Here is a 26,008-nt window from a genome sequence, read left to right as displayed (position 1 = left end):
GAAATGGTAATATATTTTCAACTATTCTTTTTTATAGATTATTGCTGAACGTAAATGATATTAAAAAAAGTACTTGCCTAATTTTAATATAAAAAAGAAACAAAGGTTAAAGTATGTGTCAAAACGTAACATCTGTTTAATGTTTTGTAACAAGATAGAGTTTTAAGCTTGTCTTACGATTATTATGTTTTCTAGATAACATGAAAATAATGTTATTTAGCTAAGTAATAATATCGCAAAATGGTAGTCATAAAAAGCACTATTAGCAATTTTATGAAATTTAATTAATCATCCTCCTTGATAATTTTTTTCTGTTTTTAAGTTTTGTGGTTAAGTCATTAAAATTATCTCAGTAAAATTGCAAAGTACTCTAAAAAAGTGAGTGAATACACGTAATGATTTCCTTAAAAGATATTGCACTATAGGTTTTCGTATGATTAATAAAAGTGTTTAGTGTGAATAAATTGATCGATAACCTTAGTGATAGTTTGCACTTCAACCTATTATCTTTCCGTTATTGGCGTATTATAGAGAAGAAAAATCAACCACACTTTCATACGGATAAATTATGTTGCTGCGTTCCGGGGTAGCATTAGCTATCTTTTCTTATATTCTTTGGGGGATAACCCCGCTGTTTTATCGGTTACTTCCTGATGCACAAGCCATGGAATTACTGGCGCAACGATTGATTTGGTCTCTTCCGTTCTTATTTTTCATTCGGTTGCTTATCAAGAATAAATCCCTGTGGAAGCAAGTGTGGGCGGATAAACGTTCAATTGTGTTATGTTTTTTTAGTTCCTCGATTATGGCGGTATCGTGGACAACCTTCACCTATGCGTTAACTCATGGGCAAGTACTGGCTGCGAGCTTGGGTTATTTTATTAACCCGCTGTTTTCAATCTTGCTAGGTGTGATTTTCTTGCGAGAGCGTTTAGTCTTTGCTGAAAAACTGGCGGTTGTGTTTATTTTTTCAGGTGTTGCCTACCAAATCATACAATATGGGGAATTGCCCGTTTTAGCGTTAGTGATGGGGAGCGCTTTTGCAGTTTATGGTTTGATCCGTAAGTTTATTCGTTTTGATGTTATCACCTCGCTGTTTTTAGAGGCGCTTTGGTTATTACCCTTGGCGATAGGTATTACATGGTGGTTATCCGCACATGGAATGAGCGCGGTAGAAAATGGTGATTGGCAAACCAAAATGCTGTACATGTTGGCGGCGCCTGTGACTATCATTCCATTACTCTTTTTCACGGCAGCCATTAAACGTACCACATTAACGGTGATTGGTTTAGCGCAATATATCGAGCCAACAATTCAATTCTTGTTAGCAGTTTTCCTGTTTAATGAAATTTTCGATTGGGTCAAAGGTGTCAGTTTTACCTTGATTTGGATTGGCTTACTGTTTTGTGTATTAGCGCTACTCCATAAACGCTATGGCAAAGGTGCCCGCCATCAACCGTATGTGACTGGGCGGGATGAATCTCCCAAAATTTAACTTTTAATTTTAATGGGTTAGCCCGTTTTACAGATAATACTGTTAACGGGTTATGCTTCTATCATAGTCAAAGCAAACGATTGCGTATATAATCCTGCCATCTTTTTAGACATTATCTTTTATGTAGCTGCATTTATCTCTGGGGATATAAGGTCATTATCATGAGCCAATTAGGTACTGCACTTTGTTCTAGCGCGACAAAAGTTATGCTTCTCGGTTCGGGGGAGTTAGGTAAAGAAGTGGCGATTGAGTGCCAGCGTTTGGGTATTGAAGTGATTGCGGTGGATCGCTATGACAATGCACCTGCGATGCATGTTGCTCATCGCAGCTACACCATCAATATGTTGGATGGTGAGGCACTACGCCAACTTGTTGAAAGTGAGAAACCAGATTTTATCGTTCCTGAGATTGAAGCGATTGCCACCAAAACGTTGGTGGAACTCGAAAAGCAAGGTCAAAAAGTCGTGCCATCTGCCAATGCGGTTTACCTAACCATGAATCGTGAAGGGATCCGTCGTTTAGCTGCCGAAGAGCTACAACTGCCGACGTCGGAATACCGCTTCGTGGAAACGAAAGCGGATTTTGAAGTCGCAGCCCATGAAATTGGCTTTCCCTGCATTGTAAAACCAGTCATGAGCTCATCGGGGAAAGGGCAGAGCATCATTCGCTCAGCGGAGCAGCTTGATAGTGCGTGGAATTATTCCCAAGAAGGCGGGCGTACAGGTCAAGGGCGCGTGATTGTTGAAAAAATGGTGAATTTCGATTTTGAAATTACATTACTAACCATTAGCGCGGTAGACGGTGTGCATTTCTGTGCGCCAGTGGGTCATCGCCAAGAAAAAGGTGATTATCGCGAATCTTGGCAGCCGCAAGCGATGAGTGATGCTGCTTTGCAAAAAGCACAGGACGTAGCGAAGAAAATTGTCACCGCTTTAGGGGGATACGGCTTATTCGGTGTGGAGCTGTTTGTCTGTGGTGATGAGATCATTTTCAACGAAGTTTCTCCTCGCCCTCATGATACCGGCATGGTGACGTTGATTTCTCAAAACCTGTCTGAATTCGCATTACATGTTCGTGCTTTCTTAGGCTTACCGATTGGCACTATTCGCCAGTATGGTGCCAGCGCATCGGCCGTGATTTTACCTGAGCTGCATAGTCGGAATGTGGTTTTTTCGGGCATTCACGAGGCTCTCGGTTCTGATATTCAATTGCGTTTATTTGGTAAACCGGAAATTGCGGGAACTCGTCGTTTAGGTGTGACGCTCGCAGTCGGAGATTCGATTGAGCAAGCCCTAGAGATGGCAAAAACAGCGGCGGCTCAAGTAAAAGTAACAGGATAGTGATTATCCCCCGCCTGTTAGGTTCTGGCGGGGGGCTTTTTAGGGGGATTATTGTCTATCTTCAATAATCATCGCGGCTGCACGCTCCGCAATCATGATGGTCGGCGCATTGGTATTGCCACTTGGAATTTCTGGCATCACGGAGCAATCCACCACACGTAGCTTATTGATCCCATGGACGCGAAGACGTAAATCAGTGACGGAATTTGCGGTATCTGTACCCATACGGCAGGTGCCAACGGGGTGATAAACCGTTTTACAGAAATTACGCACAAACTCTTCTAATTGCCCCTCATCATGCTGAACTTGGGCTGGCGGCATCAATGTATTTTTACTGACAGCTTGCAATGATGGCTGGCTTAATACCTCTAAACCGAATTTCACCGCACGTTTACAACCTTCCATATCTTCTGGTTCAGCCAAGTAATTGGCGTGAATTTTTAACGGGTCTTGCGGGTTTTGGCTACGCAGTAAAATTTCCCCGCGAGACTTAGGCTGTAAGTAACCGACTTTCAGTGAAAAACCGTGAGTGGCAGGTAGCGGCTCCCCCGGTACATCATCCCAGCTATCTAAAATAGGTAAAAAGTGAATTTGCACATCAGGGCGACCTTGGTTGCAACTGTCTTTAAAGGCGGCGCCTTCTAAAACGTTAGAAGCGAGTAGCCCACTGCGAAATGCCATCCACTCAAAACCATGTTTGATAGCGGCAAAGCCTTGGTCGGCACCAAATAAGCTAATTGGCTCTTTGGTGGTGACGTTGATGGACATATGCAAATGATCGTGAAAATTTTTGCCCACCGGTAAATTCGCCACGGTTTTGATCCCTAAAGAGGAAAGGTGTTCTTCAGGTCCGATACCAGAGAGCATCAATAACTTCGCTGATCCCATTGCGCCGGAGCAAACCAACACTTCTTCACGCGCCAAGGCCTCGACTTCGTGACCATTTTTACCTTGGTAAGCCACGCCAACCGCTTGTCCATCGCGAATAATAATGCGGTTAACTTGGGTATTAAGTTTGAGCGTTAAACGGTCGCTATTTGCTACTGATTTCAAATAGGTTTTGGATGTACTGGCTCTTTCCCCATTATGTGTGGTGGTTTGATAGAAACTGGTTCCTTGCTGGCTCTCTCCATTAAGGTCATTAACGTATGGTAAACCATGTTCTTGAGCCGCTTGAATGAATGCCATAGAAAGTGGGTGGCGATAACGGTTTTCACTGACGGGAAGAGGTCCGTCAGTGCCGTGGTATTCTCCGGTCAAGCTTTCATTGCGTTCGGCTTTTTTAAACCACGGTAGGACATCTTGATAACCCCAGCCTTCGCATCCGTACTTTTGTTCCCAGTTATCATAATCCTGTTTTTGCCCGCGAATGTAGATCATGCCATTGACTGAACTACTGCCCCCCAGCACGCGACCTTGAGCAATTTGCATTTTGCGGTTGTTGGCATGAGGTTCAGGTTCGGTTTCATATGGCCAACTTTTTTGGGCAATAATTTTAGCGACGCCAGCAGGCATACGGATAAACATATGGTTATCGCTACCGCCCGCTTCAATAAGCAGCACGCGAGCTTGGGTTTCTTGGATCAGACGTGCGGCGAGAACACAACCTGCGGAGCCTGCACCGACAATAATATAGTCATATTTTTGTGTGCTCATTTTATTTCCCTGTTGAAATTAACATTCAATCATCATTTATTTAACAATAACGCCTTTAGGTTATTAATGTATAAATAATGTTCTGTTAGTGTGATTCACTTCAAAAATAATTTCCTATGTAACTATTTTTTAATTTTCTCTAATTATTGTTATTTAAAAGGAAAATATTAATCTCATAACTTTTTAGTCTTATTTTTAATTTCATTAATAAGTTAATGCTTTATTAATTGGTTTATTCTTAGTGAAAAATAGTGCGAACGAAAAAGATGCATAGAAAAAAATTGCGTGATTATCTGATACTCATTGGGAATGCTTTAAGGGATGCTGAACGCCTAATAAAATAAGAGGTGCCTTTACGAATGAAAGCAATATTAATGAAAACCATACCAATAAAAAGCCTGCTGATGGGATTGTCTATTTCTGTGTTTATGACGGCGATGGCGTCAGCCATGCCGCTTGAAGAACAGTTTCAGTTAATGGCGGAAGATGAAAGCGAAAAAATCCGCTGCTTTGAACCTTCTTCACCTTTCTTGTATTGCCTTAAAGGAAGCGTATACAAAAAAGGTGGTATCAGGCTCTTAGATAAGCAGGGTAATGAAGTGTATCAATTTTACTATTTTGATAATGGTCTCGACCCTGCGAGTGACGGGCTATACCGAATTCGTCAGGGGGAAAAAATAGGTTATGCCAACGCCCAAACCGGAGAAATTGTGATTGAGCCGATTTATGATTGTGCATATCCATTTGAAAACAGTAAAGCCAAGGTAGGCAAGAAGTGTGAGCGACAAACCGACGGAGAACATAGCTGGTGGGTTGGGGGCGAATGGCAAGAAATTGTTAATCCACTGAGTAGGGAAAATTAGCGTTTTATTCATGTATTAACCTCAGGAATTTAACAAAAATCACAATCTAAATATGATTTTAAAAGTTACTTAACTTGTTGAAATGAAAAATATTTGTTACTCAGATCACATTTTTTGAGGGTTTAGCGACTCTTGAAAACCATTCACCGCAAAAAACTAACCGCTTAATTCTGTATGCCACCACTCAAGGTAACTTTTCGCTTTTCCTGATAGTAATTTTTTACCATACCCACTATGGCAGAACTCAATTTTTTACATTCAAAATCATTCAACCACTGCCTATTAAAAAATCATTTGTTATTCATCGAAAACGATTAAAAACAACGTTTTCGCAGTTTAATAAACGGTAATTACGTATTAATGGCATGTTCGTTCTACCTCAGAAGGGTGTTCTATGAACAAAAATGGTATTTTAAAACACATTCCATGGATGATCCTCGGGATCATCGGTGCAATCTGTTTAGGGGTTGTCGCGCTAAGACGCGGCGAGCACATTAGTGCATTGTGGATCGTCGTCGCATCTGTGGCGGTGTACTTGATTGCTTATCGTTACTACAGCTTATATATCGCTAAAAAAGTGATGAAGTTGGACGAAACGCGTGCTACACCGGCGGTCATTAATAATGACGGCTTAAACTATGTTCCAACCAATAAAAACGTTCTGTTTGGTCACCACTTTGCGGCTATCGCAGGGGCGGGTCCATTAGTTGGGCCAGTATTAGCGGCTCAGGTGGGTTACTTACCGGGAACATTGTGGCTATTGGCTGGGGTTGTTCTTGCGGGGGCGGTACAGGACTTTATGGTGCTGTTTATCTCCTCACGTCGTAACGGTGCATCTCTTGGTGAGATAGTTAAAGAAGAATTGGGTCCAATCCCAGGTACGCTAGCACTGTTTGGCTGCTTCTTAATTATGATCATCATCCTCGCAGTATTGGCGCTGATCGTGGTTAAGGCACTGGCAGAAAGCCCATGGGGTGTGTTCACAGTTTGCTCCACTGTGCCGATTGCGCTCTTTATGGGGATATATATGCGCTATATCCGACCAGGGCGTGTGGGTGAAATTGCCGTTATCGGTATTGCACTGTTAGTCGCTTCTATTTGGTTTGGTGGTGTGATTGCTCATGACCCTTACTGGGGTCCAGCACTGACCTTTAAAGATACGACGATTACTTATGCATTAGTCGGTTATGCGTTTGTTTCCGCGTTACTGCCAGTATGGTTGATTTTGGCGCCTCGCGACTACTTAGCGACATTCCTGAAAATTGGGGTTATCGTTGGTTTGGCTGTAGGTATTGTTATCCTGAACCCTGAGCTGAAAATGCCAGCGGTGACACAGTTTGTTGATGGTTCTGGTCCAGTTTGGAAAGGTACACTGTTCCCATTCTTGTTCATCACCATTGCGTGTGGTGCGGTATCCGGTTTCCATGCCTTGATCTCTTCCGGTACGACGCCAAAACTGTTAGCGAACGAAAAAGACGCTCGTTACATCGGCTACGGTGCGATGTTAATGGAATCTTTCGTCGCTATCATGGCGTTAGTCGCAGCTTCTATCATCGAGCCAGGTCTGTATTTTGCAATGAACACCCCACCATCAGCATTAGGTATCACTATGCCTAACCTGCATGAGCTGGGTGGTCCAGATGGCGCTGCAATTATGGCGCAACTGAAAGATGTGTCTGTTCATGCGGCAGCAACGGTCAGTTCATGGGGCTTTGTCATTTCCCCAGAACAAATCATGCAAACAGCAAAAGACATTGGTGAGCCTTCGATTCTAAACCGTGCAGGTGGGGCGCCAACCTTAGCTGTCGGTATTGCGTTTGTATTCCACGAAATTATGCCAGCTGCCAACATGGGCTTCTGGTATCACTTCGGTATTCTGTTTGAAGCACTGTTTATCTTAACGGCTCTGGATGCGGGTACCCGTTCTGGTCGCTTTATGCTGCAAGATTTACTGGGTAACTTCGTGCCATTCCTGAAGAAAACCGATTCTCTGTTTGCAGGGATCATTGGTACAGCAGGATGTGTAGGTTTGTGGGGTTACTTACTGTATCAAGGCGTTGTTGACCCACTGGGCGGCGTTAAGAGCTTGTGGCCACTGTTCGGTATCTCCAACCAGATGCTGGCAGCGGTAGCGTTAGTCCTGAGTACGGTTGTATTAATTAAGATGAAACGCAGTAAATACATCTTAGTGACTGTGTTGCCAGCGGTATGGTTATTAATCTGTACTACATGGGCACTGGGACTGAAATTATTCAGTGATAATCCTCAATTGGAAGGTTTCTTATACTTAGCGAAATCTTACAAAGAGAAAATCGCCGCGGGTGGTGCTGAGTTAACGGCACAAGAAATTACTAATATGAATCACATTATTATTAATAACTACACTAACGCGGGTCTGAGTATTCTGTTCTTAGTGGTGGTTTACGGTATTATCTTCTACGGTATCCGTGTGGGAATGAAAGCCCATAAAAACCCAAATCGTACAGATAAAGAAACCCCTTATGTTCCTGTTCCTAAAGAGGGTGTGAAAGTGTCATCTTCACACTAAGAGCAGAATAATGCGTCGAGTTAAGTTTCACTCGAAACAGTAAGGGAAGCCCGACATTGTACGAAAAAACAATGTCGGGCATTTTGCCTTTGGAGATGGTTATGTTTGGAAACTTGGGTAAAACCGGTAAATATTTAGGGCAGGCGGCGCGTATGCTGGTGGGGATCCCTGATTACGATACCTATGTGCAGCATATGAAAGATAATCACCCCGATAAACCTGTGATGACCTATAAAGAGTTTTTTCGTGAACGACAAGATGCTCGCTACGGCGGTAGTGGTAAAGGTGGATTTCGCTGCTGTTAACGAATTTTCTTATAAATGAACGGCATAATGAGGGCAATAATGAAACCAATCAATGTAACGATTTTAACGGGCTTTTTGGGTGCAGGAAAAACCACGCTATTGAGCCACATTCTCAACGCGGATCATGGTCATAAAATTGCCGTGATCGAAAATGAGTTCGGCGAAGTTCCTATCGATAATGCGTTGATTGGTGACCGTGCCACGCAAATCACCACCTTAAGTAATGGCTGTATTTGTTGCAGTCGCTCTAATGAGTTAGAAAATGCGTTGTTGGATTTATTGGACGGTTTAGACAGCGGCAAACTCGATTTTGAGCGTTTAGTGATTGAGTGCACGGGAATGGCAGATCCAGGTCCGATTACGCAAACATTTTTCTCCCATGAAGTGCTGTGCGAGCGTTATTTATTGGATGGCATTATTACTTTGGTGGATGCGGTTCACGCCGATAAGCAACTTAATGATTTCGCTATTGCGCAAGCGCAGATTGGCTATGCTGATAGAATTCTTCTCACCAAAACCGATATTGAGCCAAACACTGATGCGCTGATTGAGCGTTTGCAGCGTATTAATGCCCGAGCACCGATTTATCCAGTGGTTCATGGGGATATTAATTTAGATTTATTGTTAGATATTGAAGGTTTTTTGCTGGATTCAAAACTCAATGTTAAGCAACCGACGTTCCGTTTTGCTCCTAAGCAGCAAAATGAGGTGGGGTCGATTGTGCTGGAGTTTGATTACCCTGTAGAGCTGATGGCCGTCTCCCAAGTGATGGAAGATTTATTACTTGGTTTTGCAGATAATTTATTACGCTATAAGGGAATTTTGTCCATCGTCGACGAACCAAAGCGCCTATTATTCCAAGGTGTCCAGCGCCTGTATAGCGCAGATTGGGACAGAGATTGGGGCGAAAATGAAACACGCAGCAGCGTCCTCGTTTTCATCGGCATCGATCTTCCAGAAACCGAAATTCGCGAAAAATTCGCCGCACTAGAAACCAGAAATTAAAAATCAGCACTCAGAATAAAATCAGAAAGTAAAATTAAATTCAAAGTCATCAGAAGCCAGAATAAAATTCAGAAATCAAAATTAAACTCAAAGTTATTAGCGCTGAAGGAAGGCGACAAACGCCAGCTATCCCTAGGAGCATACAATAGTATGTGACTAGGGTAGCTAAGAGAAGTCAACGCACCAGCAGCGTTAAGAACGAAGAGTTTTGGAGGACATTATTTCTATGATTTGGATGTCTGTATGCCGCATCGACCCTGCTGCCAACGAACACAAATTCGCAATCGACTGATCCACATCATCCGACACAATTCCGTCCGAGCCTCTTACGCAGCTATTATCTAGCGCCATCAATACAGCTTTGTATGCTGCACTTGCACTGGTGGAGACTTTCATTGCACAGCTGTTTGATGCGCCATCACAGATCATGCCACTGACGTCGCCGATCATGCTTGAGATTGCCATTGCGACCACGTCATAGCGAGCTTCTAATAACCATGCAATCCCAGCGGCAGCACCCATTGCAGCGGTGGTTGCCGCACATAATGCAGAAAGTGCAGGCAGTTGGTTATGAATATAAATGGCCATTAAATGGGAGAGCATCAGTGCTCGAGCTAACTGTTCTTCGGTAGATTGCAGGTAATCTGCGGTGACAACAACTGGCATGGTGGCTGCAATACCTTGGTTACCGGAACCGGAATTACTCATGGCGGGCAATACCGCACCGCCCATACGTGCATCGGAGGCTGCCGTTGTGCGGATCATAATTTCGGATAATAAATCTTTGGACAATAAACCGCGGTCACGTTGAGCCTGCAACGTTTTACCAATATGCAGACCATAGCTATTACGCAAACCTTCTTGAGATAACGCATCATTTAAGTGTGCGGCTTCAAGAATGAAACGAATATCGTCTAATGGTGCTTGAGTTGCGAACTTATACACCGCCTTAGCGGTGACTTTCGGTAAGCTGACATCGGTACCACAATCAACGGGATCCCGAGTTTCTGTTTTATTCTCAGTAATATCGAATAGAACCTGATCACCGTGGATAATTTTGACAATATGAGTGTGAGAGCCAGCGATGATCACCGTGGCAGAATCATTTTCGCTGTAGGCTGTTGCTTCTGAATAGATAACATCATCACAAGGGGATTTAATATCAACGGTGATGGAACCGTCTGCGAGCATCGCTTTACTGCGAGCAATCGCTTCAGGCGACGCGGATTTTAATACTTCTAACCCAGCATCAGCATCACCACCCACAGCACCTAGCGCCGCAGCAATCGGTAATCCCACCATTCCTGTTCCCGGAACGGTAACACCCATACCATTTTTCATGAGATTTGGGGAAACAAATGCGGCAACGCGGATCACTGGCGATGACAGATAAGACGCTGCTTTCGCCGCTGCGTAAGCAAGAGAAATGGGTTCAGTACAGCCCAGTGCAGGTTTCACGTCTTGTTTAACGGCATTGATAAAATATTGCCAGAGAAGTTCTTCAGTTTGCGTTGCCATGGTGATATCCCTAAAAGTCATGTGGTGATGGAATTATTTTAATGAAGAGGACGGAGAAAAACTTCACAATGTTTATGGATAAATGGGGGTAAGAGAGAAAATTTATCTCTAATATGATTTGTTTGGGGTAAATATTTTTAAATATGATGCCGATCACAAAAATCCTACCTATTTTCATAGGTAGGATACCGTGAGCTTAGCTTTCTAAATCGAGGCGTTTGCTTTGCCATTTACGTGAGCGCCAGCGCCACGCATTGGTGAGTCCACGAACCCACTCATCGACAAAGAATCCAATCCAGATACCGATTAACCCCATTTCCATTTTGATGCCAAGGAAGTAGCCTAGTGGGATAGCGATCCCCCACATAAAGAGCACGGCGGTCAATAATGGGAACTTCGCATCACCAGAGGCACGAAGGGCGTTTACCATGACGATGTTGATAGTACGCCCCGGCTCTAAGAACACGGATAATAAGAAAATTGGCAGTAATAGCTGAATGATGCCTTGATCGTCCGTTAAGCTATCGAGGATGGGCGCGCGGAATAACCAGAACACAAACACCACGCCGATAGTGACGTAAAAGCCCCATTTCAAACTCTTAAACGCACGACGATAGGCATCTTCAAAGCGCTTAGCGCCCACCAAATGCCCAACCATAATCTCATTACCAATACTGATGGAAATTCCAAACAGCATAATAAATAGGGAAAGCTGGAAGTAGAGAGTTTGCGCCGCAAGGGCAGTTTCACCCATTAAGCCGATAAAGGCGGATGCGGTCATAAAGTGCAGGATCCACACCAAGTTTTCACCAGCGGCTGGTAAACCAATATGCAGGATTTTACTGAGCATTTTGCTGGACCAGCGGATCAGCATCATCGGGGTAAACCTGATCCTTAAACCATAGAACAGCAGGCAGAACAGTAAAATGACCGCCACAACACGCCCAACCACTGTTGACCATGCAACGCCTTCCAGACCATATTGCGGTAAGCCAAAGAAGCCATACAGTACAATCATGTTACCAATTACGGTAATAATGTTGGCAATCAGCGTGACCCACATCGCTGGCTGAGCTTTACCATAAACGCGTAAACAAGCCGCGAGAATGATGGAGATCGCTTCAGGAATTAAACAGATACCCAAAATGTGTAAATACGCGTACCCATCATCCATTAAATGGGATGGAGTATTCATAATGGTCAGAATTTTGTAGCCAAAAAAGAGCGCAATTAAGGCGCTGGAGAAACCTAATATAAAGTTAAAGGCGATGGAAATATGAATCGCTTGGCTGGCTTTATCACGGCGACCTGCACCCAAATATTGAGCGATAACGACGCTACATCCCACGCTAATAAAGTTAAAGATAGTAATAAATAGGTCAAAGACCTGATTCCCGACCCCCATTGCGGCGAGGTAGGCAGTCGATACATGGCTCACCATGTAGGTATTAATTAATAAGGTGGCCAAATGAAGGAAAATATCAATAAAGATTGGCCAACTGAGGGAATAGAGTGACCTCTCAGTGACATCGGGCTGATGCATTAAGAACCTTTGTATTCGTTTAAATGGAGGAAAGAGCGAAATTTGCTCGGATTCTACCTCTAATTGATAAAGTAACCTAGTAATAAAAGTCGGAACTTTTTAGATAATTAAGCTTTGTTTAATCTATATAAATTTGTTATTGATATGTATCTTGTATTTGAAATATGACATCAGAATGACCGAGGAGTCACAATGACAAAAATTAAAACAGCAATAGTGGGTTACGGCAATATTGGTCGTTATGCACTAGAAGCTGTTCAAGCCGCTGATGATTTCGAATTAGTCGGAATTGTACGCCGTAATACCCAAGATATTCCAGCGGAATTAGCCGGATATAAAGTGGTTGATGACATCGAAAAATTAGATGGTGTGGATGTTGCGTTACTTTGTTCCCCTACACGCGCTATCGGAACTTTAGCAGAGAAAATCTTAAGCCTAGGGATTAATACCGTAGATAGCTTCGATGTACATTCGGATATCGTGGCATTAAAACACCAGCTTGATAGCGTCGCGAAGAAACATAACAGTGTGTCAATCGTATCGGCAGGCTGGGATCCAGGTTCTGACTCCATCATGCGTACCTTGATGCTGGCAATGGCACCAAAAGGGGTGACTTACACGAACTTTGGGCCCGGTATGAGCATGGGACACAGTGTGGCAGCGAAAGCGGTTGATGGCGTGAAAGATGCGCTTTCAGTCACCATCCCTCTAGGCACTGGCGTTCATCGCCGTATGGTGTATGTTGAGCTGGAAGTGGGTGCTAACTTCGATGATGTGGTACGCGGCATCAAGCAAGATAGTTATTTCTCTTCCGATGAAACCCATATTCGCCAAGTGGATAGCATTGATGCATTAAAAGATGTAGGGCACGGAGTCCAAATGACCCATAAAGGGGTTTCTGGTGCGACGCACAATCAGTTATTCGAATATTCAATGCGCATCAATAACCCGGCATTAACATCGCAGTTTATGGTATCTGCCGCACGTGCAACCATGAAACAGCCAGCGGGAGCTTATACCGTCATTGAAATCCCACCAGTGAATTTCCTGCAAGGTGATTTAGATAGCTTAATCGCTAAGCTGGTTTAATTTTTAAATCGCTTTAATCACTGATTAATGGTGCGCAGCATAATAAATAGCATTGCTACCGCGTACCATTTTCTCTCCTCGCTTTTTATTTTATTCCCCTTCAGAATAACGCCATTATTTAGGATTGGTACGACATAAGCATATAAGAGTCTCAGCGGAGAAATGGAATGGAAACACCAAAGGAAAAGAAACCGGTTACGAATAAAAATAAAGGGCGCCAATCCTCAGCGGCAAGCTTTTTCCCTAAAAATAAAGGGGTAAAAAGCGTCAAAGAGACCCAAAATTCATTTAGTGTCATTCGTGCTTTTTCAAAAATGATAAATTATGGATTTTCAATATTCTATGTGGGTTTTATTATTTCGGTTTGGTTTTTCCCTGAAAATTACAGTATCGAGATTATTTATAACCTCACGTTGATCCTTATATTCGAGTTTATTCTGGTGCACTCCGGCGTTTTTATGTCGGTATTTAAGAATTTTTTTGTGATATTAGGATTTGCCTTGGTTTATGGTCTTTTTGCTTTGGCCATTAATATGTCAGTGCTGGGAGATTCTCCCATCATTTTATATCTCTACAGTGCAACGGTGGTCAACCGGATGCTGTTTGGGTTAACCAGCCGAACTGACCAAGAACGCCAAGAGAATATGGGGTATTCCGCTTTAATGGCAATGAACTTTATGTTCAGTATCTTTACTGCGTTGTTGTTATCGTGGATGGTGCCGTATGGCGGGTTAACGCCAGCGTATCTGGAGTCCATTCATTATTTAGATTCTATTGGTACGGGCGGCGAGTTCCCTGAAAAGCCGCATGTGGCGTTTGCGTTTGGTGTACTCTATTTTTCGTTGCCTGTTGTCTTGCCTGCATTATTTGGGTTATTGAGTTTACGCAAAAAGAGAAAAACTCAAATGGCCGATGTGGATGGTCAATAGGCTGGATAGCGAATAAGTTGAATAGTAGATAGAAAGAAAAACGCCTACCGAAGTAGGCGTCCTGGTGTTGGCAAAAATAAAGTAAAACAAAAAATACAGAATGAAAATTAGCGAGTTATTGATTTAAATTGCTGTGTGGTCTCTTTCAATGCCACTTCTGTCGGTAAGCGTTCCATAGAACTTGCACCGTAGAAGCCATGGCAATCAGGGCAGTGCGCTAAAATATATTCTGCATCTTCCGGCGTGGCGATAGGGCCGCCGTGGCACAGAATAATCACATCATCACGCACAGATTTGGCTGCTTTCGCCCAATCATTGATAAGTTCAACGCAGTCCGCCAGTGTAACGGCAGTTTCTGCGCCGATGTTACCCCCGGTGGTCAGTCCCATGTGTGGCACAATAATGTCCGCACCTGCCTGCGCCATTGCAATGGCATCTTCACGGCTAAACACGTATGGCGTGGTTAATAACCCTTTTTCATGCGCCATGCGGATCATATCGACTTCTAAACCGTAACCCATGCCTGTTTCTTCTAAATTGGCACGGAAGTTACCGTCAATCAGCCCGACGGTTGGGAAGTTTTGTACCCCAGCAAAGCCAGTCGCCTTGATATCATCAAGGAATTTATCGAACTGACAGAATGGGTCGGTACCGTTAACCCCAGCAAGCACAGGGGTGTGCTTCACGACTGGGAGAACTTCTTTCGCCATATCCATCACGATTTCGTTGGCATTACCATAAGCCAGCAGGCCGGCGAGAGAGCCGCGTCCTGCCATACGGTAACGACCTGAATTATAAATAACGATTAAGTCGATGCCACCGGCTTCTTCACATTTAGCGGACAGACCAGTACCTGCGCCACCGCCAATGATGGGTTCTCCACGAGCAATCATCTCTCTGAAATTTTTCAGTAAGTCTTCGCGGTTATGTTTCATTGATGAACCTCTACTTGTTTACTATTTTCTGGTGTAATTCAATTACCTGCTCACAGAATTCAGGTGAATTAATGTGATGCGGGCTTAATATTAATTGTCGTTTTTCTGTCGTGACTAAGTGCTGTGTTAATGCGTCGATAAAGGCTTGATCTGCCTGCGGATCCCAAAATGGCGCTCCGTCGATATCTAATGCGGAAAAACCGGCTGTTGGAATAATAAAGCGAATTTCGCCTTCACAAGCATTCAGCTTTTCTGCAATCCAATGTCCCATCTGACGGTTCTCTTCTACGGTGGTTCTCATCAGTGTGACTTGGGCATTATGGTGATAAAACTGTCTATCTTTATACTGTTCTGGCACGGTGGAAGGGCGACCAAAGTTCACCATATCCAACGCACCGCAAGATAATACGCAAGGTGTTTGGGTTCGCGCGATGGCGCCAAAGCGGTCTTCATCGCAAGCCAATACGCCACCAAACAGGTAGTCGCACACTTCCGTGGTGGTGATATCCAAAACGGAATCTAATAAGCGGCTATCAATCAATTTTTCCATGGCTTTGCCGCCACTTCCCGTTGCATGGAATACTAGGCAGTCATGGTCATGTTCTAATTTTGCCGTTAATTGCTGGACGCAAGGGGTGGTGACACCAAACATGGTTAAGGCAATTGCGGGTTTATTTTCAGCGGTATCGGCTTCACCGTTATCAAACCAGACTGCGCCGGCAATTTGGTTAGCCGCATTTTTTAGGACTTTACGTGAAATAACATTGAGTCCAGAAACATCCGTGACGGAGTACATCATGGAGATATCACTTGCGCCGATATACCCGGAAATATCTCCTGAGGCCATGGTGGAGACCATGAGTTTTGGCACACCGACAGGTAAAATTTGCATTGCTGGTGTAATCAGTGCCGTCCCCCCTGAGCCGCCTAGCCCAAGTATTGCGGCGACATCAGTTTGTGCAGCAAGATAGAGGCTGAAGGCTTGTGCCATCGCTTCTATCGCTTTTCCGCGATCCCCGCAGAAAATGGCACCAGCGCCTTGAGGGTGGAAACTGGCAACCATTTCGGCGGTGACATCCGCATTTTTTTCTAATAATGATGGCTGAGTACTCAAGTCAACGGTACGTACAGCAAGCCCTGCATTTTTAATTAAGTCACTGACATAAAAAAGTTCAGCGCTTTTGGTGTCTAGGGTACTTGCAACATAAATAAAACCCTGATGCTTTGGCATAGAAAAATCCTTTGTTTTTTTATGTAACGTTGTTTGGTTACTTAATATGTGTAGGGTGTGTTGAATTTTTCATCTCAATGAGACTATAGTATCATTTACGATAAGTCAATAATGAGACTGCAGTCTCATTATTGGCGTTATCTGCTTGGTTCTTTAGACGATGACTTGTATCTTGTTGATAAAACATTATAAATAGAGTGGTTATCATAAAATAGTTAAATCAGAGTAATGGTTTTTGTCCCTGAATATTTAAATATAATGATTTACCGTGCTGTATTTATAGCGTAATTTCGAAAGCGAGCACACGACATACTCGTCAGATGATTAAGAATGCTTATCGGCGAATATGTACTGTGAAAGATATTGTCTACACTCATAGAAAGGCGATTTTAAGGATAAAGACATGCCACTGAGCCATCTCATGCCAGACTATAAAGGAACGCGCAAACGTACCTATAACTTACTCGTGTCAACGGCAGTTGAGCTATTTGAAAAAGGGGCAATGCCGTCAGTATCTGAGTTAGCAATGGAGGCGGGCGTTTCGCGTGCGACTGCGTATCGTTATTTTCCAACGCAAAGTGACCTGATTGCCGCGACGGTGAATGTTAGCCTCGGTCCTATTTTGACGTGGAAGCCGCAAAGCGAAAAAACAGAAGAGCGAATTGATGAACTGTTACGCTACGCATTCCCGCGTATGTTTGCTCACGAAGGGGTTTTGCGTGCGGCGTTACAAACATCACTTCAACAGTGGGCGCTTGGGCGTTCATCACCTTCACCAGAACCTGAAGAGAAACGATTAGAGCGTGGTAATCGTAAAGATATTTTGGCGATGGTGACATCACCGATGAAATCTGAGTTCCCGAATGAAGTGATTGATAAAGTCATCAAAGCATTTTCCGTGATCTACGGTTCGGAAATTTTCTTGGTATTAAAAGATATCTGGAAACTGGATAATGATCAGGTGACGGAAATCGCACAATGGATGGCAAAAGCCATTATTAATCAAGCTATTGCAGACAAGCAGAATATTGAAAAACTGTAGCTGCCCAATTCCCCCTTATTTCGCCTAATATCCTCCTGCCTATAGGGGGATTTTAAGCGCGAAATGGCAAAAAGAGTCTCGCGAAGATAATTTCAGCATTCCAAGCCTTATGACCCTGAATGATTATGATATAACTTAGTACCATAACTAATTATTCCATGGGTTACTGTCCGATGATAAAGCTGATAAAAATGAGTGTTGGGATCATTCTTTGTGCCATTGTTGGCGGCTCACTCACTTATATCGGCATTCCCTTAGCGTTGATGTTCGGTCCGATTATCGCCATTATTATTTTCCATCGTTTTGGTTTCTCATTCCCCACTCCTAAACACACTATTACTTTTGTTCAAGTGACGCTCGGAACCTCTGTAGGTCTGATGTTTAATCAAGTGTCGCTGAAGGATGCAGATAACTTATTGCTACTGTTATTGATGTTGGTGGTCTGTTTAGCCGTGCAGTTTTCATTTAGTTTTTTTTGGTTTCACCGCAAGGTCGGGTGGACAAAACAAGAAGCGATGTTGGGCTCAGTGCCTGGAGCGATGGCGGCCATCCTTGCCTTAACGGATCACACCCATACGCCGCCGCAAAAAATTGTTATCTCCCATACTATCCGTTTAATCATCCTTATTTTATTGGCAGGTTTAGTGGTAGGAAGTGAGGGCGATCCTCAGCCACTAATTGAATGGCCAACGTTAACGCTTGAATCCACGTTCTGGTTATTGGTGATTGTGGCGGTGGGTGTGGTCGTCGGGATGTTTTTGCAACGCCTGCGAGTACCGGCGCCTTTTATGTTAACGTCCCTCGGTGCGGCAACGTTAATTCAAGGTTGGATTGATGTTCAGCTCCATTTCCCATTGATGCTGACTGAACTGAGTATGGTTTTAATTGGGATGAATATTGGTAATCATTTCATTGTATTCCCGCTATCCGCGCTGATAAAAAATATCTACTCTTCAGCCCAAGTGGTGATCATCAATATTATTTTGACCTTTTTGATCACGGTGTTTGCTGCGTGGATCACGGGATATGATATTGCGGTGTTATTGTTGGCTTGGGCTCCGGGAAGTATGGAAGCCATGACTTTCGCGGCAATAACGATGAATTTGGATGCTGGCTTTGTCATGTCCAACCATATTATTCGGATGGTGATTATCCAAACGATTCCATCGGTAGTACTGTTTTGGCAGGAGCGAAAAGGGAAGAAAGAGGGATAAGGAGGAAACATGTATCGATGTGGATTATAAAGGGGATCGACATGTTTCCGCTGGGATTTTAGGCTTATTTTACGTAAGCAAATAGCCCTAAAGAGTCTCTTGCCAAAGATTGGCATTTAAACTCTTGAGTCAATGGAATACCTTTTAAATCATCGTAGCTTTCTTTATTCAGCTTACTCATTTTATCGGAGTTGTAATTTCCCAAATCCCATTTATTACTTTTCGCAAAGTAAACAATGGCGCGTTCAATTTCTCTGTCAGGAATTTGGGAATAGCCGCAATCATATTTTAAATAAATAAATACAGCGGTCAGATCAGCGAGGTCTTCAGCTTCATTGGTAGAGAGTGCTTTGGCGGTATTGGTTAGCCCCAAAAGCATCATTAAGCATGACATCAATATAAATTTTTGCATTCGATATTCATCTGGTTTTTATGTCAAGTAACATTAGCATAAGAACATACTCGCATTACATCAAGTTGCCTGATTTCTTTATGACTACGATGTACTCTATAGATACTAAGCACTTTAGATTATTTTGTGTATAGATTCGTTAGTCAATTCTAACTTTCTTAAATCTATGTAATAAGCCCATATTAGATGCATGGGTTTATTGACCTTCCTGTAAGGGGAAGCTTTATCATCCCAATCATTAAACCACGTTTTGCTTGGCAAGGGCAATTTCAGACTTGTCATACCGTGCTCACTGATTGTTGATTTTGATAAATAAAAGGAAGGTTATCTATGTTACGTCGTGATTTTCTGAAGCTGAGTGCTATCGCTTATGCTGCGAGCGCACTGCCAGTTTGGAGCCGCATGGCTGTTGCTGCTGGGAATTATCCCACATTGGCTATTCCACCACTTGTAGAACCGGATGCACAAGGGAATATTCAAATCGCTATCAAGCAAGGTATTTCACAGTTTGTACCGGGCAAGAAAACTACAACGTGGGGATATAACGGCGATTTATTGGGTCCAGCACTTAGCCTGAAAAATGGGCAGTCAGTAAACATTAATATCACCAACCAATTACCTGAAGAGACAACCGTACACTGGCATGGATTGGAAATTTCCGGCGAGCAAGATGGTGGACCTCAAGCGATTATCGCTCCCGGTGCTAGCCGTAAAGTCAATTTCACTCTCAACCAACCTGAAGCCACTTGCTGGTTCCATCCTCATACTCACGGAAAAACTGGTTACCAAGTGGCGATGGGACTAGCGGGATTAGTGCTTGTTAAAGATGAAGACAGCCAAAAACATAGCTTACCGAGCGAGTGGGGCGTCGATGATATTCCCGTTATTCTGCAAGATAAGCGCTTAAAAGATGACGGACAAATTGATTATCAATTAGACGTCATGAGTGCTGCCGTGGGCTGGTTTGGGGATATGATGCTAACCAACGGAGCGGTTTATCCTAAACATGTTGCGCCGAAAGGTTGGATCCGCCTGCGTTTACTCAACGGTTGTAACGCACGTAGCTTGAATGTATCGACCAGTGATGGGCGTAAAATGTATGTGGTGGGCAGTGATGGAGGATTACTGGCTGAACCTATCGCATTAACTGAATTACCGATTTTAATGGGCGAACGCTTTGAAGTATTGATTGATGCCTCTGACGGTCGTTCCTTCGACCTTGTCACTTTACCTGTTGGGCAAATGGGAATGACCATCGCGCCATTTGATCAGCCACTGCCTGTTTTACGCATTGAAACTACCTTGAGTGCGGGAGCTGGAAAATTACCTGAACAATTAGCAACGATTGCTGCCATTCCTTCACTGACGGGGCTAAATCGCCGTAAATTCCATTTGATGATGGATATGCGCTTGGATATGCAAGGCATGATGATGCTGCGCGAAAAATATGGTCCGCAGGCGATGGGGAACATGGGGGGTCATGGCGGTATGATGGGGAATATGGATCATTCCAATATGAATGGTGGCAATATGGGAAGTGGAAACATGAACCATGGCAATATGAATAACAGCAATATGGGTCATGGCAATATGGCAGGCGGTACGCAAAGTAATGGCGGTCATTGCGGTATGGGCACAGGTGATCTGGATATTCATAATGCGAATACCATCAATGGACAAGTTTTCTCAATGACACACCCTGCGTTTAATGCGCCGCTAAATCAGCAAGAGGTTTGGGTGATTTCAGGGCGTGGCGATATGATGCTGCACCCATTCCATGTTCACGGAACGCGTTTTAGGATCCTTAAAGAAAATGGTCGCCCGGTTGAACCGCATCGCCAAGGCTGGAAAGACATTGTGAAAGTGGAAGGGCAAGTGAGCGAAGTCTTAGTGGAATTTAAACATACTGCGACGCCACAGCACCCTTATATGGCACATTGTCACTTACTGGAGCATGAAGATACTGGCATGATGATGGGCTTTACCGTAGGTTAAGGTCATCGAAACTGGCAGTGGCGATGTGGTCACTGCCATTTGTTTTGTCGTCGCGTCTTTGTGTGGCTTATGTTAAAATTACGCGCTTTCCTTTCCCATACATGCGTAATAGATGATGAAACATACTCTGGATGTAATGATCTCTGAAGAAGAGATTGCTCAAAGAATCAGTGAATTAGCAGACAGCATTAGTGCTCATTACCAAGACAAACAAGGTGATTTAGTGCTGGTTGGTCTGTTAAAAGGCTCCTTCATTTTTATGGCAGATCTATGCCGTAAAATCACCGTACCTCATGAAGTTGATTTCATGACCGTATCAAGCTACGGCAATGCAATGACATCAAGCCGTGATGTGAAAATCGTGAAAGACTTAGATGAAGATATTCGCGGTAAGCATGTGCTGATCGTTGAAGATATCATTGACTCAGGCAACACGTTAAATAAAGTCCGTGAAATTTTTGGCCTGCGTGAGCCTGCATCTGTGGCAATCTGTACTCTGTTGGATAAGCCTTCTCGCCGTGAAGTGGATGTACCGGTTGAGTGGATTGGTTATTCAATCGAAGATAAATTCGTTGTCGGTTATGGTATCGACTACGCGCAGCAGTATCGCCACCTGCCGTACATTGGGCATGTCACTCTGCTGGAAGAGTAAGTTTTTTAAACTGTATTCTTAGCAATAAAAAGAGCAGCCTAGGCTGCTCTTTTGCTATTTTATTTTCGAAAGATTATTTTTTCTGTGTGAGCTTAGAGATAGCCTCACGATAACCTAACTCTAACTTCTCGCGGCTATCTGAGGTAATGTGTAAGTCGTGTAAGCGACCATTATTGATACCGTAAACCCAGCCGTGGATCATGATTTTCTGACCACGTTTCCATGCGGATTGCATGATAGTGGAGTGACCTAAGTTATACACTTGCTCAACCACGTTTAATTCGCAAAGACGATCTAAGCGCTCGCACGGTTTCAGTTCACCTAACATAGAGCTATGGCGATACCAGATATCTCGAATGTGTAATAACCAGTTATTGATCAGGCCCAATTCGGTGTTATCCACCGCTGCTTCAATACCACCACATCCATAGTGACCACAGATAATAATGTGTTCGACTTCCAGAACATCAACCGCATACTGAATAACTGATAAACAGTTTAAGTCCGTATGGATAACTAAGTTCGCCACATTACGGTGAACGAAGAGATCCCCAGGGGCCGCGTTGATCAGTTTTTCGGCAGGCACTCGACTGTCTGAACAGCCGATCCATAGAAATCTTGGTTTTTGAGCTTTTGATAATTCTTTAAAGAATTCAGGATCTTTTTCTTTTACAGACGCTGACCATGCTTCGTTATTAGCAAACAGCTCTTCAATTTTTCTCATCATGACTTATAGCCTAGTTGTGTGACTTTGCGATAAAATCTTATACAGCATTTATTGATTAAATAATAATTAGTTATACTAATTTCACATCTATGATGAACCACTCATTTATACATGACAACCCTCATTAAGGGGGATGTTGAATAATATATTGTTAAATTATTATCACTTTTCTGCATAACATCCGACAGGAAAAAGTGGCATCATTAATCTATATTGCCTCCAAACAGCCCCAAGAATAAAGGTATTTTTAATATATGACTTACGCACTCGAACTATCGCAGCTGACCAAAACCTATGCAGGTGGCGTGAAAGCGTTGCGTGGCATTGATTTAAGCGTGGAAGATGGTGATTTCTATGCCTTACTTGGACCGAATGGTGCAGGAAAATCAACAACAATTGGCATTATTAGTTCACTGGTCAACAAAACCAGTGGCTCAGTGAAAGTGTTTGGCTATGACTTAGATAAGCAAGTTGTCCTAGCTAAACAGCAACTTGGGTTAGTGCCTCAAGAGTTCAACTTTAACCCGTTTGAAACGGTCTTACAGATTGTTTTAAACCAAGCGGGTTATTATGGTGTTCCTCGTAATGTGGCAAACCAGCGCGCAGAGCAATATCTTACTCAGTTAGATTTGTGGGAAAAACGTAATGAACGTGCGCGTAATTTATCTGGGGGGATGAAACGTCGCCTGATGATAGCTCGTGCCTTGATGCATCAACCAAAACTGTTGATCCTCGATGAGCCGACTGCCGGTGTTGATATTGAACTGCGTCGTTCTATGTGGACGTTCCTGAAAAAGCTGAATGCACAGGGTACCACCATTATTTTGACCACTCACTATCTGGAAGAAGCGGAAATGCTGTGCCGTAATATCGGGATTATTCAGCATGGTGAGCTGGTGGAAAATACTAGCATGAAGCAGCTTTTAAGCCAGCTAGAGTCAGAAACGTTTATTTTCGATTTGATGCCAAAAAGCCCAATTCCAAGTTTAACGGGGTACGAATCCCGCTTGGTGGATACGTCAACTCTCGAAGTGGATGTGAAACGTGAGCAAGGGCTCAATGGTGTCTTCAGCCAGTTAAGTGACCAAGGAATTCAAATTTTGAGTATGCGCAATAAGGCTAACCGCCTTGAAGAGCTGTTTGTCAGTTTAGTGAAGAAAGATAACCAAGTTTCAGAGCAGGAAGGTGCGCAATGATCTCGCTATATTGGGTTGCCTTAAAAACGATTTGGATCAAAGAGGTCACTCGCTTTGGTCGTATCTGGGTGCAAACGTTGCTGCCACCTGTAATCACCATGTCGCTCTATTTTGTGATTTTCGGAAATTTAATTGGTTCACGAATTGGCGATATGGGCGGTGTAGACTACATGCAGTTTATTGTCCCTGGTCTTATTATGATGGCGGTGATCACTAACTCATACTCCAACGTCTGTTCGTCATTTTTTGGTTCTAAATTCCAGAAAAATATTGAAGAGTTGCTCGTTGCTCCCGTACCGACTCACGTGATTATCGCCGGTTTTGTTGGCGGTGGGGTTGCGCGTGGGATTTTAGTCGGATTCTTGGTGACTATCGTATCTTTGTTCTTTATCCCATTGCAGGTTCATTCATGGTCAATGGTGGTGATCACGCTGTTATTAACAGCGATTGTGTTCTCCCTTGCGGGTCTGTTAAATGCAATTTTTGCTAAAACCTTCGATGATATCAGCATTGTTCCAACATTCGTTTTAACGCCACTGACCTATCTGGGTGGGGTTTTCTATTCGTTATCTTTACTGCCGCCATTCTGGCAGGCTGTCTCTAAACTCAACCCGATTGTGTATATGATAAGCGGCTTTAGATATGGCTTTTTAGGCATTGCGGATGTTTCTATCGTCGTGACTTTGAGCGTATTAATGGTGTTTTTAATTATCTTCTATGCTTTGACATGGTATTTAATTGAACAAGGTCGCGGATTAAGAAGTTAACCTAGCAAATAGGCTGAGCTGAGGTTGGAATAAATGCCCCTAATAGGGGCATTTCTATATTAAATTAAGCCACTTGTACTGGTACGGCTTTAGCAATACGGCTCATGGTGTTGTTCGCATCAAAGTAAGCCACTTTAGGTTGATGCTGGCGGGCTTCTTCATCAGGTAACATACCGTAAGTGCAAATAATCAGCTTATCGCCAACCGCCGCACGGCGTGCAGCAGCACCATTGACAGAGATAATTTTAGAACCGCGTTCCCCTGCAATCGCATAGGTTGAAAAACGTTCGCCATTATCCACATTATAAATATCGATAGCTTCGTATTCTAAAATACCGACGGCATCTAAGAAATCCTGATCGATAGCGCAAGAGCCTTCATAGTGGAGGTCAGCTTGAGTGACTGTAGCGCGGTGGAGCTTACCTAGTAGCATTTTTCTTTGCATTTATTCTTCCTCATTCAAGCCACAGCGTTGTTAGCTGTGTGCTCTTACCTAGTCACATTTCTTCTTCCTCATTGTATGCCACAGCGTTGTTGGCTGCGCTCTCTTGCCCTAGTCACATACTTATGTATGCTCCTAGGGTCGCGTTTACTTGCCGCCTAGCTGTGACAGCAATGAGTTTGAATAAATACTAGGTTATTTGAATCTAAAGTATTTCATTTCTAAGCGATATCGAGCGGTAACTCGACTTGCAGATTGTCGATTAAACGGGTTTGACCTAACCATGCAGCCATTAAAATCACGGCGCGGCGGCTGGAAACCGTCAGTTCACCGAGGTTATCGGCATCGCGAATAAAGAGTTCGTCAGGGGTAAATCCTGCTTGGCGCAAAGATTCTTCCATTTCACCAATTAAACCGGGTGCTGCCGCGGGAGAGTCCGCGAGCTTCTCACCTGCTTTTTGCATAATTGCAAACAGCTGAGGGGCGATTTTTAGCTCATCGGCAGACAGATTATTATTGCGTGAACTCAGGGCTAAGCCATTCTTAGCACGAACGATAGGGACACCGACAACTTGAATATCGAAAGAAAGGTCAGTCACCAATTTACGCACTAACTGAAGTTGCTGATAATCTTTTTCACCAAATAATGCGATATCAGGTTGAACCAAGTTAAACAGCTTGGTCAGCACTGTTGCAACGCCACGGAAATGCCCTGGACGGCTAGCGCCTTCTAACATGGTAGAAATTTCAGGTACTTCAACGTAACTTTGGTTGTCCATACCTTCAGGGTAAAACTCGGTGGCAGACGGTGCGAAAACTAAATCGACATTTTTACGTTTCAGTTTTTCGCAATCTTCCTGCAAGGTACGAGGATAATTGGCTAAATCAGATTGACGGTCAAACTGCATTGGATTGACAAAAATGCTGGCAATGACAATGTCAGCTTGCTGTTTAGCTTGGTCAATCAGTGTCAGGTGTCCATCATGTAAATTGCCCATCGTTGGGACAAACGCAATACGTTTGCCTTCTTGTTTCCAGCGACGAATTTCACGGCGCAAGATTGGCGATGTTTCAACGATCCGCATACTTCCCATCCTTATCGTT

At 43.5% G+C, this 26,008-nt stretch carries 23 protein-coding genes; 14 read left to right on the top strand and 9 right to left on the bottom strand.

From position 1 onward, the window contains the following. The first annotated feature begins 568 nt into the window (after positions 1 to 568). Positions 569 to 1,495, top strand: a complete 927-nt coding sequence (gene rarD / locus ACY3ZI_RS16035; RefSeq protein ID WP_036955645.1) for an EamA family transporter RarD — start codon at positions 569 to 571, stop codon at positions 1,493 to 1,495. A 161-nt stretch (positions 1,496 to 1,656) separates the two neighbouring features. Beyond that, positions 1,657 to 2,835, top strand: coding sequence for a formate-dependent phosphoribosylglycinamide formyltransferase (purT, locus tag ACY3ZI_RS16030; RefSeq protein ID WP_487375500.1), 1,179 nt, complete (start codon positions 1,657 to 1,659; stop codon positions 2,833 to 2,835). Positions 2,836 to 2,883: 48 nt separating this feature from the next. Here purT and ACY3ZI_RS16025 read toward each other — a convergent pair whose 3' ends face one another. Continuing rightward, positions 2,884 to 4,491, bottom strand: a complete 1,608-nt coding sequence (locus ACY3ZI_RS16025) for a GMC family oxidoreductase (protein ID WP_487375499.1) — start codon at positions 4,489 to 4,491, stop codon at positions 2,884 to 2,886. 359 nt (positions 4,492 to 4,850) lie between these two features. Here ACY3ZI_RS16025 and ACY3ZI_RS16020 point away from each other — a divergent pair, with 359 nt between their 5' ends. The 4 genes from ACY3ZI_RS16020 (at position 4,851) to yjiA (ending at position 9,212) form a co-directional block, all read left to right on the top strand. Continuing rightward, positions 4,851 to 5,354 (top strand): WG repeat-containing protein, encoded by a 504-nt coding sequence (locus ACY3ZI_RS16020; protein ID WP_249216025.1) that lies wholly within the window; start codon positions 4,851 to 4,853, stop codon positions 5,352 to 5,354. A 394-nt stretch (positions 5,355 to 5,748) separates the two neighbouring features. Further along, a complete protein-coding gene (locus ACY3ZI_RS16015) occupies positions 5,749 to 7,902 on the top strand; it encodes a carbon starvation CstA family protein (RefSeq protein WP_036955633.1) in 2,154 nt (717 codons plus the stop codon). A 101-nt stretch (positions 7,903 to 8,003) separates the two neighbouring features. Further along, positions 8,004 to 8,207, top strand: coding sequence for a YbdD/YjiX family protein (locus ACY3ZI_RS16010; protein WP_036955629.1), 204 nt, complete (start codon positions 8,004 to 8,006; stop codon positions 8,205 to 8,207). A gap of 39 nt (positions 8,208 to 8,246) precedes the next feature. Continuing rightward, positions 8,247 to 9,212, top strand: a complete 966-nt coding sequence (gene yjiA / locus ACY3ZI_RS16005; protein ID WP_487375498.1) for a GTPase — start codon at positions 8,247 to 8,249, stop codon at positions 9,210 to 9,212. 192 nt (positions 9,213 to 9,404) lie between these two features. On the opposite strand, the gene ACY3ZI_RS16000 is transcribed toward yjiA, so the two are convergent. Further along, positions 9,405 to 10,730 (bottom strand): L-cysteine desulfidase family protein, encoded by a 1,326-nt coding sequence (locus ACY3ZI_RS16000; protein ID WP_487375497.1) that lies wholly within the window; start codon positions 10,728 to 10,730, stop codon positions 9,405 to 9,407. A gap of 196 nt (positions 10,731 to 10,926) precedes the next feature. Then, positions 10,927 to 12,273, bottom strand: coding sequence for an MATE family efflux transporter (locus tag ACY3ZI_RS15995; RefSeq protein WP_211887752.1), 1,347 nt, complete (start codon positions 12,271 to 12,273; stop codon positions 10,927 to 10,929). 192 nt (positions 12,274 to 12,465) lie between these two features. Here ACY3ZI_RS15995 and ACY3ZI_RS15990 point away from each other — a divergent pair, with 192 nt between their 5' ends. Continuing rightward, entirely contained in the window at positions 12,466 to 13,362 is an 897-nt protein-coding gene (locus tag ACY3ZI_RS15990; RefSeq protein WP_487375496.1) for a diaminopimelate dehydrogenase, read from the top strand. A 167-nt stretch (positions 13,363 to 13,529) separates the two neighbouring features. After that, entirely contained in the window at positions 13,530 to 14,291 is a 762-nt protein-coding gene (locus tag ACY3ZI_RS15985; protein ID WP_487375495.1) for a hypothetical protein, read from the top strand. Between the two features lie 107 nt (positions 14,292 to 14,398). On the opposite strand, the gene ACY3ZI_RS15980 is transcribed toward ACY3ZI_RS15985, so the two are convergent. Both ACY3ZI_RS15980 and ACY3ZI_RS15975 read right to left on the bottom strand, forming a co-directional pair. Next, positions 14,399 to 15,226, bottom strand: coding sequence for a phosphoenolpyruvate hydrolase family protein (locus ACY3ZI_RS15980; protein ID WP_036955608.1), 828 nt, complete (start codon positions 15,224 to 15,226; stop codon positions 14,399 to 14,401). A gap of 10 nt (positions 15,227 to 15,236) precedes the next feature. After that, positions 15,237 to 16,457, bottom strand: a complete 1,221-nt coding sequence (locus tag ACY3ZI_RS15975) for a Tm-1-like ATP-binding domain-containing protein (RefSeq protein ID WP_187129588.1) — start codon at positions 16,455 to 16,457, stop codon at positions 15,237 to 15,239. A gap of 403 nt (positions 16,458 to 16,860) precedes the next feature. Between ACY3ZI_RS15975 and ACY3ZI_RS15970 the strand changes: the two genes are divergently transcribed. Together ACY3ZI_RS15970 and ACY3ZI_RS15965 are read left to right on the top strand one after the other, a co-directional pair. Beyond that, complete coding sequence (locus ACY3ZI_RS15970; RefSeq protein ID WP_487375494.1) at positions 16,861 to 17,499, top strand: TetR/AcrR family transcriptional regulator; 639 nt, start codon at positions 16,861 to 16,863, stop codon at positions 17,497 to 17,499. Between the two features lie 173 nt (positions 17,500 to 17,672). Next, on the top strand, positions 17,673 to 18,713 hold the full coding sequence (locus ACY3ZI_RS15965; RefSeq protein WP_211887761.1) for an AbrB family transcriptional regulator: 1,041 nt from the start codon (positions 17,673 to 17,675) through the stop codon (positions 18,711 to 18,713). Between the two features lie 64 nt (positions 18,714 to 18,777). On the opposite strand, the gene ACY3ZI_RS15960 is transcribed toward ACY3ZI_RS15965, so the two are convergent. Further along, positions 18,778 to 19,125, bottom strand: coding sequence for a YacC family pilotin-like protein (locus ACY3ZI_RS15960; protein WP_036955602.1), 348 nt, complete (start codon positions 19,123 to 19,125; stop codon positions 18,778 to 18,780). Positions 19,126 to 19,455: 330 nt separating this feature from the next. Between ACY3ZI_RS15960 and cueO the strand changes: the two genes are divergently transcribed. Next, positions 19,456 to 21,120 (top strand): multicopper oxidase CueO, encoded by a 1,665-nt coding sequence (gene cueO, locus ACY3ZI_RS15955; RefSeq protein WP_487375493.1) that lies wholly within the window; start codon positions 19,456 to 19,458, stop codon positions 21,118 to 21,120. Positions 21,121 to 21,235: 115 nt separating this feature from the next. Next, complete coding sequence (gene hpt, locus ACY3ZI_RS15950; protein WP_108478397.1) at positions 21,236 to 21,772, top strand: hypoxanthine phosphoribosyltransferase; 537 nt, start codon at positions 21,236 to 21,238, stop codon at positions 21,770 to 21,772. Positions 21,773 to 21,845: 73 nt separating this feature from the next. Here the strand turns inward: hpt and can are convergent, their stop codons facing one another. Then, positions 21,846 to 22,499: a carbonate dehydratase gene (can, locus tag ACY3ZI_RS15945; RefSeq protein ID WP_036955599.1), complete on the bottom strand. Its 654-nt coding sequence runs from the start codon at positions 22,497 to 22,499 to the stop codon at positions 21,846 to 21,848. Between the two features lie 254 nt (positions 22,500 to 22,753). On the opposite strand from can, the gene ACY3ZI_RS15940 reads away from it, so the two are divergent. Further along, on the top strand, positions 22,754 to 23,695 hold the full coding sequence (locus tag ACY3ZI_RS15940; protein WP_036955596.1) for an ABC transporter ATP-binding protein: 942 nt from the start codon (positions 22,754 to 22,756) through the stop codon (positions 23,693 to 23,695). Further along, the gene (locus tag ACY3ZI_RS15935; protein ID WP_108478347.1) at positions 23,692 to 24,462 is read left to right on the top strand and encodes an ABC transporter permease; all 771 of its coding nucleotides are present in this window, start codon (positions 23,692 to 23,694) and stop codon (positions 24,460 to 24,462) included. The genes ACY3ZI_RS15940 and ACY3ZI_RS15935 overlap by 4 nt, the downstream gene beginning before the upstream one ends. A 64-nt stretch (positions 24,463 to 24,526) precedes the next feature. On the opposite strand, the gene panD is transcribed toward ACY3ZI_RS15935, so the two are convergent. Together panD and panC are read right to left on the bottom strand one after the other, a co-directional pair. Next, positions 24,527 to 24,907, bottom strand: coding sequence for an aspartate 1-decarboxylase (gene panD / locus ACY3ZI_RS15930; RefSeq protein WP_006659325.1), 381 nt, complete (start codon positions 24,905 to 24,907; stop codon positions 24,527 to 24,529). Between the two features lie 218 nt (positions 24,908 to 25,125). Continuing rightward, complete coding sequence (gene panC / locus ACY3ZI_RS15925) at positions 25,126 to 25,989, bottom strand: pantoate--beta-alanine ligase (protein WP_487375492.1); 864 nt, start codon at positions 25,987 to 25,989, stop codon at positions 25,126 to 25,128. Between the last annotated feature and the right edge of the window lie 19 nt (positions 25,990 to 26,008).

The sequence above is a fragment of the Providencia sp. LY12 genome, assembly GCF_057621555.1.
This window is presented reverse-complemented; position numbering and strand designations above follow the sequence as displayed.

Coding starts and splice junctions, on each gene's coding strand:
- rarD (WP_036955645.1), top strand. CDS start 569: ATGTTGCTGCGTTCCGGGGTAGCATTAGCTATCTTTTCTTATATTCTT.
- purT (WP_487375500.1), top strand. CDS start 1,657: ATGAGCCAATTAGGTACTGCACTTTGTTCTAGCGCGACAAAAGTTATG.
- ACY3ZI_RS16025 (WP_487375499.1), bottom strand. CDS start 4,491: ATGAGCACACAAAAATATGACTATATTATTGTCGGTGCAGGCTCCGCA.
- ACY3ZI_RS16020 (WP_249216025.1), top strand. CDS start 4,851: ATGAAAGCAATATTAATGAAAACCATACCAATAAAAAGCCTGCTGATG.
- ACY3ZI_RS16015 (WP_036955633.1), top strand. CDS start 5,749: ATGAACAAAAATGGTATTTTAAAACACATTCCATGGATGATCCTCGGG.
- ACY3ZI_RS16010 (WP_036955629.1), top strand. CDS start 8,004: ATGTTTGGAAACTTGGGTAAAACCGGTAAATATTTAGGGCAGGCGGCG.
- yjiA (WP_487375498.1), top strand. CDS start 8,247: ATGAAACCAATCAATGTAACGATTTTAACGGGCTTTTTGGGTGCAGGA.
- ACY3ZI_RS16000 (WP_487375497.1), bottom strand. CDS start 10,730: ATGGCAACGCAAACTGAAGAACTTCTCTGGCAATATTTTATCAATGCC.
- ACY3ZI_RS15995 (WP_211887752.1), bottom strand. CDS start 12,273: ATGCATCAGCCCGATGTCACTGAGAGGTCACTCTATTCCCTCAGTTGG.
- ACY3ZI_RS15990 (WP_487375496.1), top strand. CDS start 12,466: ATGACAAAAATTAAAACAGCAATAGTGGGTTACGGCAATATTGGTCGT.
- ACY3ZI_RS15985 (WP_487375495.1), top strand. CDS start 13,530: ATGGAAACACCAAAGGAAAAGAAACCGGTTACGAATAAAAATAAAGGG.
- ACY3ZI_RS15980 (WP_036955608.1), bottom strand. CDS start 15,226: ATGAAACATAACCGCGAAGACTTACTGAAAAATTTCAGAGAGATGATT.
- ACY3ZI_RS15975 (WP_187129588.1), bottom strand. CDS start 16,457: ATGCCAAAGCATCAGGGTTTTATTTATGTTGCAAGTACCCTAGACACC.
- ACY3ZI_RS15970 (WP_487375494.1), top strand. CDS start 16,861: ATGCCACTGAGCCATCTCATGCCAGACTATAAAGGAACGCGCAAACGT.
- ACY3ZI_RS15965 (WP_211887761.1), top strand. CDS start 17,673: ATGATAAAGCTGATAAAAATGAGTGTTGGGATCATTCTTTGTGCCATT.
- ACY3ZI_RS15960 (WP_036955602.1), bottom strand. CDS start 19,125: ATGCAAAAATTTATATTGATGTCATGCTTAATGATGCTTTTGGGGCTA.
- cueO (WP_487375493.1), top strand. CDS start 19,456: ATGTTACGTCGTGATTTTCTGAAGCTGAGTGCTATCGCTTATGCTGCG.
- hpt (WP_108478397.1), top strand. CDS start 21,236: ATGAAACATACTCTGGATGTAATGATCTCTGAAGAAGAGATTGCTCAA.
- can (WP_036955599.1), bottom strand. CDS start 22,499: ATGATGAGAAAAATTGAAGAGCTGTTTGCTAATAACGAAGCATGGTCA.
- ACY3ZI_RS15940 (WP_036955596.1), top strand. CDS start 22,754: ATGACTTACGCACTCGAACTATCGCAGCTGACCAAAACCTATGCAGGT.
- ACY3ZI_RS15935 (WP_108478347.1), top strand. CDS start 23,692: ATGATCTCGCTATATTGGGTTGCCTTAAAAACGATTTGGATCAAAGAG.
- panD (WP_006659325.1), bottom strand. CDS start 24,907: ATGCAAAGAAAAATGCTACTAGGTAAGCTCCACCGCGCTACAGTCACT.
- panC (WP_487375492.1), bottom strand. CDS start 25,989: ATGCGGATCGTTGAAACATCGCCAATCTTGCGCCGTGAAATTCGTCGC.